Raw genomic sequence first — 13,216 nt, 5'->3', positions numbered from 1 at the left:
TTGTCATTTGCATGAAACCATCATATTTGTGTCGAGTCTTTTTATTTGGTACCTTATCCTTTGCGGCAGCTAATGTTTATAGTCAACAAACGTGTGCAAACAGTGTGTCTGCGGATGGAACCATTACCGCGTCTTCTGTAACGTGTACTGCTAATTTCACGGGTCGTTTAGGCGCATCCGGTACGCCCCCTAGTGGTTTTACAAGTGGTGCACCTACGCAAGACAACATTACCGTAAATACTGGTAGTGGTAATACGATCAGTTTGGATTCCGCAATATTTGGTACCAATACTGCCACCATCCTATTAAAAGATAATGCGCGTATTAATGTTGGTGCAAATTCAACTGTCACTAGTCCAAGCAGTGGTGCCGGTGTAAATAACGAAGCTATCTTTGTGAATAATGGAGCAATTATTAATATCGGCGCTGGTGCTACGGTGATTAACTACGCCACTGGTGGTAGTGGACCCCCCACGATTAATGCGGGTAATAACACGATTGAGATGGGTTCAAATAATAACTTAACCATTGAAGCAGGTGCCAAAGTTTATGCGGCTGGCACCTCCGTATCTTCAGAGGCAATCAATCCAACTGGTAGCGGCAATACGATTACCAACTACGGCACCATTCAATCAAAAACGGGTAGTGCCATTTGGTTTCAGACGGCAACTCCTGCTGGTGCGCCTAATATCGTTAACAACTATGGCTCTATCATTTCGGAGCAAGCCAATCAAACAGTGTTTGGTGGCAATGGAAGTGTTAATTTCACAAACCAAACAGGTGCATCTGTTGTCGGAAACGTGGCTTTCTCTAATGGTGTAAATACTGTAACGCTCTATACGGGCTCAAGCATTACGGGCTTTATTAATGGCGGCCCAAGTGGACAAAATACTTTCTATTTAGAGGGTAATGGCGGAAGTACTCTAGTTAAGCAAATCATTAACTTCAGTACCCTGAACAAAAATGGTACTGGCTTTTGGACAATAGATAATCCATTACCTACCAAGATCACTATGAATGTGAATCAAGGTACATTGCAACTGAACGGTGATAACACTGCTTATACAGGGACCGCAGTGATTAATCCTGGAGCTACTTTGCAAGGTGCAGCAGAAGGAGTAGTCGGCTCTACGGGAAACGGCAAGTTAACCAATAATGGCACTATTTCATTTATTGATAGTGGTGCCGGCACTTATTCAGCGCCTATTGTTGGGTCTGGTGCAGTCGCCATGAATGGAGCTGGTTCAATCACGCTTTCTGGCGCCAATACCTATAGCGGTGGTACTGCAATCAATACTGGAACATTGGTTGCTACAAATAATTTATCCATTGGTAGCGGTGTATTGACAATTAATGGCGGTGCTACATTGCAGGCTGCTGCGCCAGTTTCATTTGCTAATTCGGTTGCATTAACCGGTCAGGGCAATATTGATACCAATGGCAACCCCATTGGTTTGTCTGGACCTATCTCAGGCTCTGGTGGTTTTAACAAGGTTGGAGCGGGTGCTTTGATGCTATCAAATACCAATACATACACTGGTGATACCAATATCAATGCCGGTACTGTCATCTTGACTGGCTCCACAACCTCCAATACCAATGTTGCTTCTGGAGCAACATTGCAAGGTAGTGGCGTTATTAATGGGAATCTTACAAATGCTGGTGTGGTTGCTCCCTCATTCAATGGCATCCAAACCAATTTAACAGTGAATGGCAACTACATTGGTAATGGCGGCAACTTTGTTGGTAGCGTATATGCTCCTGCCTCTGCTCCCGTATCCGACACCTTGACTGTCACTGGTAATACCACTGGCTCTACTGGCGTTACCGTAACGGACAAGGGTGGTCTTGGCAATCGCACGGTCGGCAATGGTATACCTGTGATTATTGTGAATGGTACTTCCACATCGAATGCATTTGCTTTAAATCAACGTGTGGCTTCTGGTGTCTACGAGTACAAGCTTTACAAAGGTGATCCTTCAGGCGCAGGTAACTCTTGGTACTTAAGAACTGATAATGCTGGGCAAGCATCCAGCACGTCAACTCCTGCACCAGTCATCACTCCTGCTGCTGGTGAGCGTATTGAGGTTGCGGTATATCCAGCCGTTCCTTCATTGGTGCAGTTGTATGCGCAGACAGCAGTTGACACATTAGATCAACGTCGTGGCGATCTTAACTTGGTTGATCCACAGGGTGGTGCTAAGAAGAGTTCTAATGATTGGGCGCGCATTATTGGTAAGACTGGAGCTTCTACTCCATCCTCTGTAGATAACGGCCCGAAGATGAATTTCAATGCCTATGCTTTGCAGTTGGGTGTAGACGTGTATCAGAATGAAGAGCAGGGTGGCTCTAGATCTTATGTCGGCCCTTACGTCACTATCGGTAGCGCTAATGCCAATACTTCCAGTCAGACAGGCAGTATCTCTACCGGTAGTATTAATGGTATGCAGGCTTACTCATTGGGTTTGTATGGCACCCACTTTGCTGCTAATGGCCTCTATGTAGATGCGCTTGCTCAAGGTACTCGTTACCTCAACGCTGGAGCTGGCTCTGTACAAGGCGCTCAGTTACGCACCCAGGGCTCAGGCTTTACAGGCTCCATTGAAGGTGGCGGTCGTTGGAATGTGGATAAGTTCTTAATTTCTCCGCAAGCGCAAATCGTATATGACGCCATTGGCATGAATAATGCAACCGATGCTTATGGTCAAGTAAACTTTAACAAGAGTGAAATGACTCGTGGCCGCTTAGGTTTATTGGCGGGTCACAAGGATGTTGTTGGTAGCACCCCCATCTTTGCGTATTTGCGTGCTAGCTATTGGAGCATCTTTAATGCAGGCACGAGCACTACTATGGCTTCACTCTATGGCGTCAACCCAATCACTTTCCAGTCACAAGCAAATTCACGCTGGATGACTGTGGATGCTGAATTAAATGCCCGCATCACAAAAGATACCAATTTGTTCTTGAACTTGGCGGTGGATAATTCCTTGGTAGGCACCTATCAAGCTTACTCTGGAAGAATTGGTCTGCAGACTAGGTTCTAGGAAAGCTTGACTTAAGTCTTGTGTGTTTACTGTGGCACCATGCGACGTGCTTCAGTAAATTTAGCTGCCCAATAGGGTGCTGTAATGTAATCTAGGCGCACGGTTCCTCCGGCGCTAGGGGCATGAACAAATCTGCCTTGCCCAACATAAATTCCGGCATGGGAATATTTCTCACCGGTAGTATTGAAGAACACTAAATCGCCCGGAGCAGGAGGTTGGCCCTCAATGCTTCTGCCTTTGGTGCTCATCAGTTGTATGGTGCGCGGGAGTTTGACTCCAGCTGCCTTGTTGTAGACATACACAATCAACCCACTGCAATCAAAACCACCTTTTGGGGTATTTCCACCATACCGATAAGGTACATCTACCAAGCCTACCGCTGCAATGGAAATATCTTCGGTGCCAACACTGGTGTCCTGTTTGAATTGAGAAACTTTTGTAGAGTTTGGTTTGCTGCTGAATGTGCTACATCCGCTCAGGATGAGTAAGCTGCAAATAAAAATGCCGCACCCCAGAAGAGTGCGGCATGAGAGGGATTGCTTAGAGTGCGTCGGCTGCATGATCCGCAAGACGTGAACGCTCACCCCGAGCTAATGTCACATGTCCACCATGACGCCAGCCTTTGAAGCGATCCACCACATAAGTTAAGCCAGAAGAGCCCTCTGTTAAATAAGGCGTATCAATCTGAGCGATATTACCTAAGCAAATAATTTTGGTTCCAGGGCCTGCACGAGTTACCAAGGTCTTCATTTGTTTAGGAGTGAGGTTTTGCGCCTCATCAATGATGACAAACTTACTCACAAAAGTTCTGCCGCGCATAAAGTTCATGCTCTTTACCTTAATGCGTGAACGAATCAACTCTTGAGTTGCAGCGCGACCCCATTCACCGGCGCCACCATCTTCGTTGCGTTGGAGTACTTCAAGGTTATCGTCAAATGCACCCATCCAAGGCTGCATTTTCTCTTCTTCGGTACCTGGGAGGAAGCCAATATCTTCACCGACTGGCACAGTGGCACGAGTAATAATGATTTCGTTATAGCGTTTGCTGTCGAGTACTTGCTCAAGACCAGCGGCTAATGCCAGCAAGGTTTTACCGGTTCCCGCTTGACCTAATAAGGTCACAAAATCTACATCTGGGTTCATGAGCAGGTTCATGGCAAAGTTCTGCTCACGGTTGCGCGCAGTAACACTCCAGACATTATTTTTCTGATGAGAAAAGTCTCTCAATGTTTGCAGGAGAGCAGTCTTGCCATTAATCTCTTTCACCTGTGCGTAAAAGGGTGTAGAGCCATCAGGATTTTCTTGATAAACAAACTGATTGACCAGCATGCTGTGCACAGATGGTCCGGTTACTCTATAGAACATGGTTCCAGATTTGGAGTCAGCCCAGCTTTCCATATCCTTGCCATGTTTTGGCCAAAAATCTGCTGGCAATGACATCACGCCGGCATACATCAGATCACGATCTTCTAATACCTGATCGTTGAAGTAATCCTCCGCAGGCAATCCAAGCGCACGGGCTTTAATACGCATATTGATATCTTTGGATACCAACACCACTTCTTGACCTTTGCGAGTTTTTTGCAATTCACTGACAACTGCCAAAATCATGTTGTCACCCTTACCTTCAGGTAAACCTTCAGGCAATGCTTGTGTAGAGAATTTGGTTTGGAAGAAGAGGCGCCCAGTTACATCTTGGTTGCCCAGCTTATTTAAGGGGATGCCTTCATCCAGGGTGCCGCTAGTTCCAGCAATCAGTTGATCCAGGGATCTGCTAACGGTACGAGCATTGCGGGCTACCTCGGTCATACCCTTTTTATGGTTGTCCAACTCTTCTAGAGTGGTCATTGGCAGATATAGGTCATGTTCGGAGAAACGGAACAAGGAGCTTGGATCATGCATTAATACGTTGGTATCTAGCACGAATAAACTAGGAGGCCCAGTGCGAATAAGCCGTTTAGGTTTTGCTGGTGCAGCCGCTTTGTTCTCGTTACGCTCACTACGCTGATTATGAGTAGGTCGATGATCCGCTTTAATCTTTTCGAGAGCTACTTCTGCTGCAGATAAATCTTCCTCTGCATCATTAGTCCAATCAACAGATTCCACTACCACTGGTTTTGCTTGAGCAGGACGTTTCTTCAAGTCGGGAGTATCTTTGCGACTGAGCTTCACTTGATCAGCAATTTGAGTGGGGATTGGGGGCAGTGGCATGTACTCTCCTAAAAGAAAAAACCGCCAAGCGGAGTGCGTTGACGGTTTATTACGAAACTAGTTGCAGTGGTACTGAAAAAACGAAGGGGGTTGCTCCCCGTACCTGATCTGAGATATTCAGGTTTCTGATTCAAACGGATTGTCAGACTTTCCCGTCGTTTACGGTGCATATGAATCACTTTACCCCAAAATTCGGGGTTTGCAAGCACCTCAGATCAAATTGTTGTAAAAATTATTTAGTAGCTTGAGCCGCTTGTAATACCTCTGTCACATGACCTGGAACCTTAAGGCCGCGCCACTCTTTCACTAACTTGCCTGAGGAGTCAAACAAGAAGGTGCTACGCTCTACGCCGCGGACTTGCTTGCCATACATATTCTTCATCTTCATGACGCCAAAGATCTGACACAGCTTTTCTTCGGTATCAGCTACCAGCTCAAATGGGAGCTCTAGTTTGCTGCGGAAATTGTCATGTGACTTGAGGCTATCCCGGGAAACTCCCACCACCAGGGTATTGGCTTTCGTAAAGGCTTCAATGTTATCCCTAAATTCACCTGACTCAGCAGTACAGCCTGGAGTCATATCCTTTGGATAAAAATACAGAACCAGTTTTTTACCCTTAGCGGATGATGGTGAAAACATCAATCCGGAAGTCGCTGGAATCGCGCACTGTGGCATAGGTTGACCAATGGCTACTGTCATGATGATCCTTTGTTATTTGTCTCTAAGTTTTACTGAATTAGTTGTTTTGAATAATTAAATCACCGCTACGATTGGGTATCTCACCCCAGCTTAGTGGTAGTACAGCTATTTTATCTAGTTGCTTGGTGGCTGCCCAAGATTGATGAAGCTCTCCCATCGTGACAAGGTCGTGGCCTTGATTTAGCCATCCAGCCAATAGCTGTTCGAATGCGGGCAATAGCTTTTGACCTTCTAGTTCAGCGTGTAGCGTGAAGACTTGATCATTTGGATTACTTTGGGTAATCTCCAATAGCTTTTTGACCGCACCAAATTCATCTGCGCCATCGATGCCAATGAGCTCATCAAAGGTGGGGAGTGTAGTCGGGTATTGAACGTGCTTGGCTTTGCCTGAGGGTAAGGCAAGTCGATAAGGCATGAGATTGGGTTCAGCTCTCCCATCGGATGAGTAGGTAATTCCCCACTGATCTAGTTGCTCAAAGGCAGTTGTATTCATTTGCCATCCGGCAGCACCATAAGTGACTGGTGTATGACCAAATATTTCTACAAAACGATCCCAACTTTTTTGCATCATCGCTTTTGTCCAAGCAGCATCTTGATTACGCACTGCGTCTTGCCACGCAACGTGATCCCAGGTATGAATACCTGTCTCATGGCCGGCTTTATCAATTGCGCGCATTTCTGCTGCAGCTTTTTTGCCGATGTCTGGTCCAGGAAGGAGAACGCCGTATAGCAAGGTCTTAATGCCGTAGTGCTCTACAACAGAGGTACGGCTAACTTTCTTCAGAAAACCTGGGCGGAAGACGCGTTTTAAGGCCCAGCCAGTATGGTCAGGCCCAAGACTAAATAGAAAGGTCGCTTTAAGACCAAAACGATCTAGAGTGCGAGCTAGGTTAGGGACACCTTCCTTAGTGCCGCGTAAGGTATCTACATCAACCTTGAGAGCTATCTTAGCCATGTACCTTTGTTTACTTTTACTTATTCTTTGTCAACTAGGGTACGCGCTTTTTCAACATCTTCACGATAGGCTTCGAAAATGTTCTTGAGTGCATCAGTCATGGTTGTAGTTGGCTTCCAACCTAATTCACTCATCGTATTGTCAATTGCGGGAACGCGATTTTGAACGTCTTGATACCCTTCGCCGTAGTAAGCGCCAGAAGTGGTTTCTACAATCTTCACTTCATTAGCAGTCTTTGCGTACTCAGGAATGCTACGAGCAATTTCTAGCATCTGATTCGCTAGTTCGCGAATAGAGTGATTATTTTTTGGATTGCCAATGTTATAGATCTTGCCATTAGCAATGCCATCTTTGTTATCGATGATGCGCATCAAGGCATCAATGCCATCATCAACATAGGTAAAGGCGCGTTTCTGGGCGCCACCGTCAACAACATTGATTGATTCGCCACGAACGATATGACCTAGGAACTGAGTCACTACCCGGGAAGAGCCTTCTTTTGGTGTGTAGATGCTATCTAGACCAGGGCCAATCCAGTTAAACGGGCGAAAGAGGGTAAAGCGCAAGCCTTCCATGCCATAGCCCCAGATTACGCGATCCATGAGTTGTTTTGAGCAGGCGTAGATCCAGCGCGGCTTATTAATTGGGCCGTAAACCATATTCGATTTAGCGGGATCAAATCCGGCATCTTCACACATTCCATAAACTTCGGATGTGGATGGGAATACCAAATGTTTTTTGTATTTGACTGCAGAGCGCACGATGGGGAGATTGGCCTCAAAGTCGAGTTCAAATACTTTGAGTGGTTGCTGTACATAAGTTGCAGGCGTTGCAATCGCAACCAATGGCAGGATGACGTCACATTTACGGATGTGATACTCAACCCATTCTTTATTGATGGTGATGTCACCCTCAAAGAAATGCATGCGTGGATGATTGATTAAGTCACCAAGGCGATCGTTTTGCATATCCATGCCATAGACATCCCAGTCGGTTGTCTCGAGAATGCGCTTGGAAAGGTGGTGTCCAATAAAACCATTAACACCAAGAATGAGTACTTTTTTCATCTTTACTGCCTCGTTTTAATCTAATAAGTGTTGCTGCTCAGTTGCCATTTAATTGCTAGCTGGAAACCATTCCAATACTTCCACTGCTTGATGGTCGCCGCAAATGCCGAATACCCGATTATCAACCACTTGGATGCCACAAACCCCAAGATCGAGATTGACTGGAAATGGCCCTTTTAGGCTGGTGCGGGCCACGATCATGGTCTTGCCATCATGTGCCGTAAAGGCCCCTGGATAAGGGGGCGCAACCGCCCTAACCAGGTCATGGACCCGTTTAGCAGTCTGATTCCAATGAATTTGCCCATCCGCAGGCTTTCTGCCGCCAAAATAACTGCCTTTTTGGAGTTCATTAGGCTGACGAGGAACTATTCCCGTTAACAGGCTGGGCAAGACTTGATCAATCACGCTCACGGCCGCTTGACTGACTTTGCCAAATACCTCGGTAGCGGTTTCGTCTGGGCCGATGCTGACGGCCGCTTGCCCAACAATGTCTCCTGCATCTGGTTTTGCTTCCATCACATGCAAAGTTGCACCAGTCTGCGTTTCACCATGCAGAATTGCCCAATTAACCGGTGCACGTCCACGGTATTTGGGAAGCAGCGAGCCATGCATATTGAGTGCAGCAATTTTTGCGCATTGCAAAATCTGCTCCGGAATCATGAAGCGATAGTAGAAAGAAAAAATATAGTCAGGAGCTAAAGCTTGAAGTTTTGGAATTAAATTTATTAATTCGTTAGCATTAGGAGAGATGTAAGAAATATTCTTTTCTTGGCAAAGTTTTGCAACGCTGCCAAACCATACATTCTCATTGGGATCGTCTTGATGAGTAACAACTAGATCAACCTGAATACCTGCATTAAGAAGTGCTTTGAGGCAGTTGACGCCAACATCGTGATAAGCAAAGACGACTGCGTGCAATTATTTTTTCTCTAAAACGGTTTGCACAACATAGCGAGGACGCTTGCGGATTTGCTGGTAGATGCGACCAATATACTCACCCAATAGACCGAGTCCAAAGAGCATCACGCCAATCAGGAAGAAGGTAAGAGCGAAGAGTGTAAAAACACCCTCAACCTCAGCGCCTAGAACAAAGCGGCGCACTAGCAGGTAGACAAACAAGCTACCAGCAGCAAGTGAGAGAAGCATGCCGAGTATTGAGAAAATCTGCAAGGGCATGACAGAAAATCCAGTTACTAGGTCAAAGTTCAGACGAATCAATTGATACAAACTATATTTAGATTCACCAGCAAAACGCTCTTCATGCTTAACAGTAATCTCTACTGGATTTGCGGAAAAGGTATAAGCCAGCGCTGGAATAAAAGTATTGCTTTCGTCGCATTGACGAACCAGATCAACAATGCGGCGACTATAGCCACGCAACATACAGCCCTGATCAGTCATAGTGATGCGAGTAATATTTTCACGCAAGCGATTCATGGCGCGTGAAGCAAATTTTCTAAAGAAACTATCACGGCGATCGGCGCGAATAGTGCCGACGTAATCATGACCTTTTAAGAGTTGCTCAGTCAGCACATCAATTTCTTCAGGAGGATTTTGTAGGTCCGCATCTAAAGTGATAATGTGTTCGCCTTTGGCGTACTCAAAGCCAGCCATGATCGCCATGTGCTGGCCAAAGTTGCTGTGGAATAAAACAGCACGAGTCACATCGGGACGCAATTCCACTTGCTTAGAAAGAATGCCAGCAGAACGATCTTTACTGCCATCATTTACGAATACGATCTCGTAGCTAATCTTACGTTTGGCAGCCAGGGCATCTAATGCTGGATAGAGGCGATCAAATAGAGCCTTTAATCCGTCCTCCTCGTTGTAAACGGGGATAACAATGCTGAGTGTTGGGTTGGCAACTAAATTTGCAGTCATGACGCAATTTTGCCTGATTCTGTAGGCTTAACCCAAGAACACTAGTTTTTGCGGTATTTCTGCAAAATTCCGACCAATCCACTGGCTATGCGGCCAATATCCTCATCTGCCATTGCGGGAAACAGAGGGAGGGTGAGAATGGATCTGCCAATGCGTTCAGAGATTGGGGTATCGGATGTTTTGTAACCTTGATTTTTATAAAGCGTAAATCCAGTAATTGCAGGGTAATGAACGCCAGTGCCAATACCAAGATCTTTTAACTCGGTCATCACTTGGGCGCGGTCTGTATTTAATTGATCGAGTGGCAAAACAACCTGAAACATATGCCAGTTGCTATCAGTAAAGTTTTCTACTGGGAGTTCCAAGGTCAAGCCCTCTAATCCAGCAGATTTCAATTCAGAGCGAATCGCATCAAAGTATTGACGAGCAAGTGCAGTACGACGCGCTTGATATGTTGGCAACTGCTTGAGTTGCTCAAGGCCAATTACTGCGTTTACATCTGTCAAATTATCTTTGCCGCCTAATACATCAACATCTATACCGTCCATGCCTTGGCGGGTTAATCCCTGGAGGCGGAACTTCTCGGCAAGCTTTGCTTCCTCATTATTGTTGAGGACAAGACAGCCACCCTCAACGGTAGTGAGATTTTTATTGGCCTGAAAGCTAAAGCTCACCAAGTCACCAAAGCTACCAATCTTTTTACCTTGCCATTGAGATCCAAAGGCTTGTGCCGCATCCTCAATCACGCGAAGCTTATGTTGTTTGGCTAGTGCGTAGAGCTGATCCATATCCACAGGTAGACCAGCTAAGTAGACTGGCATGATCGCGCGAGTGTTAGGTGTGATTGCAGCAGCAACTTTATTCAAATCAATGTTGCGTGTTACTGGATCAACATCGACAAATACTGGTTTTGCGCCAACACTTAAGATGACGTTAGAAGTTGCTACCCAAGAAATTGGAGTGGTAATAACTTCATCGCCAGGACCAATACCTGCAACTTGCAATGCAATCTTCATTGTTGCGGTGCCATTTGCAAAACAGCGCACCGGACGATCACCAAAGTACTTACTTAAAGTAGATTCAAACTCCACCAACTTTGGTCCCGATGTCACCCAGCCTGAGCGCAGTACTTCCGAAACAGCATCAATTGTTTCTTGATTAAAGCTGGGGCGTGTAAAGGGGATGAATGTGGGGCTGTTTGACATGATGCTTCTTATATTACTTCACTGCGTTACTGTGTCACGTTCGATGCATCTGGATGTTTCACAATCACTCTACGAGAGTCGCGATCAACTTCCTGCATAGGAAGGTTTTTGGCTTTTAGCGCATCAAATTGCTCTGGAACCATTAAGGCGTAGGCCGTTTGATCTTCTTGCCAGCGGGTAATAAAGGCGTCTAAGGTCGGCATCCAAAGCTCTGGCTCTTGATTGACTCCAAACTCGAGTTCATCAGGAGATTCCACCATGATCATGGTTCTGCCCAAGTAAAAGGGCACTGTGTGATCTAAAAGACGTACTGAATAGAAGTTTACTTTTTCAGGAATGGAGGCTTTTACTCGCTCAACTAAATCGATGCCCGAGACAGCACGACCCAAAGTCTCATGGCCTGTTCCCGCGATGATGGCGCACAGAAAAAATCCACAAGCAAAACTCACAATACTTTGAGTGCCATTACGTTTGCTTTGCCATGCAGCGTATGAGCTAAAACTCACTACTGCAACCAATGCTGCAATAACCCAAAAGGTATATTGCGCATACGCTTCAATTTCATCAGGCCTTGCTTGCTTACCAACCGCATCCAAAAAGAAAAATCCAACGAGACCGAGGATTGCAAATCCAAGGGTCTGTAGTTTCCACGGCAACGCCATAGTGTTGGTGTGGCTAAGTAAGCGATCTAAACGATTGCCAATAATCAAAGCAACTGCAGGGAATACAGGGATGATGTAGCCAGGTAACTTTGAGTGAGACATACTAAAGAATGCAAAGATCACGGCAAACCAACACACTAGTAACCAGCCCGCAGAAAACTCGCGACGGCGCTCACTCCAAGCTTGTGCAAGGGCTCCAGGTAATTGCAGTACCCAAGGCAGTAGGCCAATCAACAGAAGTGGCACGAAGTAATAAATGGGACCTGTTCGGCTATGCGCATCTTGTGTGAAGCGTTGCAGGTGCTCATGAATAAAGAAGAATTCTAAAAATTCAGGATTACGTTGCGCAACCAATAGGAACCAAGGTGCGGTGATTGGTAAGAATAAAATACTTCCGCTCAATATATGCAATCGAGTCCAAATTTTCCAATCCCAAGTGCTAATGGAGTACGCAATAAAAACCATTGCAGGAATTGCTGCGCCAATGACACCCTTGGATAAAGTAGCAAGCCCCATGAAAGCCCAGCAAGCCCACATCCAATTTCGACAACTATCTTTATTACGAGAAGTTTGCGCAAGCAGGAGACTACATAGTGCAGCAACTAAAAAGGCAGATAGGCCCATGTCCAACGAATTGAGGTGGCCACTGATGACCCACATCGGACTTGAGGCCAATACAACTGCTGCTAACCATCCTGCCCTGGCGTTATAAATTCGAGCGCCAGTAAATCCAACCAAAAGAATTGTCAGGAAGCCAGTTAATCCAGTCCACAATCTTGCTTGCCAATCGCCAATACCGAAGGCTTGAAAAGTTGCAGTAGTCGCCCATGCTTGTAACGGCGGTTTTTCAAAATACTTGTAGCCGTTGTAACGAGGTGTAATCCAATCACCAGTGACCAGCATTTCCCGGGCAATTTCTGCGTAGCGTCCTTCATCTGAAGGAATAAGGTGACGGTAGTTAAGTGTGCCAAACCAAAGTAGGGCATAAATGATGACCAACAGCAAAATCTTGCCTGGATGCAGGGCTGAAGACTGCCGAATTTGGCCAAATTGCACTAAACGGGCTCCACAATCAGGGCTAACAAGACCTGACGACCCTCGCCGACCAGGATGTTATAGGTGCGGCAGGCCGCCTGGGAATCCATGATTTCGAAGCCAATTTTGGCGGAAATCAGGGTTTTTAGAAGCTCTGGTTTAGGAAATCGCTGGCGGCTACCGGTCCCAATCAGGACTAATTCTGGTTTTAAATCAACCATTTGGGCGAAATGGCTAGCCTCCAGGTTGTCAAAAGTTTGGGCGGACCAATCGGTGATGGCGCCATCCGAACTCAGTAGGACTGCATGGGCGTAGGGGACCTTATTAATCTCTACGTAGCCATCGCCATAGCCTGTGATCGTATTCGCGCCGGAGTGGGGGTCAGATTGAAGCTTCAAGTGGACTCTCTGTCATAATTATATGGATTATAGCTAGCTGTTTTTTCTCATATTTCAA

At 46.0% G+C, this 13,216-nt stretch carries 10 protein-coding genes and 1 pseudogene; 1 reads left to right on the top strand and 10 read right to left on the bottom strand.

The window, feature by feature from the left end:
• The first annotated feature begins 11 nt into the window (after positions 1-11).
• Complete coding sequence (locus tag ICN36_RS03570) at positions 12-3,044, top strand: autotransporter outer membrane beta-barrel domain-containing protein (RefSeq protein WP_216227033.1); 3,033 nt, start codon at positions 12-14, stop codon at positions 3,042-3,044.
• A 32-nt stretch (positions 3,045-3,076) separates the two neighbouring features.
• On the opposite strand, the pseudogene ICN36_RS03565 reads toward ICN36_RS03570, so the two are convergent.
• From ICN36_RS03565 to ICN36_RS03520, 10 genes and pseudogenes are all read right to left on the bottom strand, one after another.
• Positions 3,077-3,559 (bottom strand): annotated as a pseudogene (locus ICN36_RS03565) (C40 family peptidase); the annotation flags it as partial.
• 25 nt (positions 3,560-3,584) lie between these two features.
• Positions 3,585-5,255, bottom strand: coding sequence for a PhoH family protein (locus ICN36_RS03560; RefSeq protein WP_216227031.1), 1,671 nt, complete (start codon positions 5,253-5,255; stop codon positions 3,585-3,587).
• A 232-nt stretch (positions 5,256-5,487) separates the two neighbouring features.
• Positions 5,488-5,955: a peroxiredoxin gene (locus ICN36_RS03555; protein ID WP_216227030.1), complete on the bottom strand. Its 468-nt coding sequence runs from the start codon at positions 5,953-5,955 to the stop codon at positions 5,488-5,490.
• 37 nt (positions 5,956-5,992) lie between these two features.
• Entirely contained in the window at positions 5,993-6,910 is a 918-nt protein-coding gene (locus ICN36_RS03550; protein WP_216227029.1) for a polysaccharide deacetylase family protein, read from the bottom strand.
• A 20-nt stretch (positions 6,911-6,930) separates the two neighbouring features.
• Positions 6,931-7,977, bottom strand: coding sequence for a bifunctional UDP-4-keto-pentose/UDP-xylose synthase (locus ICN36_RS03545; protein WP_216227028.1), 1,047 nt, complete (start codon positions 7,975-7,977; stop codon positions 6,931-6,933).
• Positions 7,978-8,025: 48 nt separating this feature from the next.
• Complete coding sequence (locus ICN36_RS03540; protein WP_216227027.1) at positions 8,026-8,895, bottom strand: formyltransferase; 870 nt, start codon at positions 8,893-8,895, stop codon at positions 8,026-8,028.
• On the bottom strand, positions 8,896-9,858 hold the full coding sequence (locus ICN36_RS03535; protein ID WP_216227026.1) for a glycosyltransferase: 963 nt from the start codon (positions 9,856-9,858) through the stop codon (positions 8,896-8,898).
• A gap of 41 nt (positions 9,859-9,899) precedes the next feature.
• Positions 9,900-11,063, bottom strand: coding sequence for a DegT/DnrJ/EryC1/StrS aminotransferase family protein (locus ICN36_RS03530; RefSeq protein WP_216227025.1), 1,164 nt, complete (start codon positions 11,061-11,063; stop codon positions 9,900-9,902).
• A gap of 26 nt (positions 11,064-11,089) precedes the next feature.
• A complete protein-coding gene (locus ICN36_RS03525; protein ID WP_216227024.1) occupies positions 11,090-12,781 on the bottom strand; it encodes a phospholipid carrier-dependent glycosyltransferase in 1,692 nt (563 codons plus the stop codon).
• Positions 12,781-13,158, bottom strand: a complete 378-nt coding sequence (locus ICN36_RS03520; RefSeq protein ID WP_216227023.1) for an Mth938-like domain-containing protein — start codon at positions 13,156-13,158, stop codon at positions 12,781-12,783. Before ICN36_RS03520 ends, ICN36_RS03525 begins: the two co-directional genes overlap by 1 nt.
• Positions 13,159-13,216: the final 58 nt, after the last annotated feature.

This window comes from Polynucleobacter sp. UK-Gri1-W3 (genome assembly GCF_018881595.1).
Lineage (GTDB): Bacteria > Pseudomonadota > Gammaproteobacteria > Burkholderiales > Burkholderiaceae > Polynucleobacter.
Note: the sequence above shows the minus strand (reverse complement) of the source record. Positions and strands in the feature narration are given on the sequence as shown.

Bases quoted from the DNA above. Each gene is read 5' to 3' on its own strand.
- ICN36_RS03545 (WP_216227028.1), bottom strand. From the start codon at position 7,977: ATGAAAAAAGTACTCATTCTTGGTGTTAATGGTTTTATTGGACACCAC.
- ICN36_RS03560 (WP_216227031.1), bottom strand. From the start codon at position 5,255: ATGCCACTGCCCCCAATCCCCACTCAAATTGCTGATCAAGTGAAGCTC.
- ICN36_RS03555 (WP_216227030.1), bottom strand. From the start codon at position 5,955: ATGACAGTAGCCATTGGTCAACCTATGCCACAGTGCGCGATTCCAGCG.
- ICN36_RS03535 (WP_216227026.1), bottom strand. From the start codon at position 9,858: ATGACTGCAAATTTAGTTGCCAACCCAACACTCAGCATTGTTATCCCC.
- ICN36_RS03530 (WP_216227025.1), bottom strand. From the start codon at position 11,063: ATGTCAAACAGCCCCACATTCATCCCCTTTACACGCCCCAGCTTTAAT.
- ICN36_RS03570 (WP_216227033.1), top strand. From the start codon at position 12: ATGAAACCATCATATTTGTGTCGAGTCTTTTTATTTGGTACCTTATCC.
- ICN36_RS03550 (WP_216227029.1), bottom strand. From the start codon at position 6,910: ATGGCTAAGATAGCTCTCAAGGTTGATGTAGATACCTTACGCGGCACT.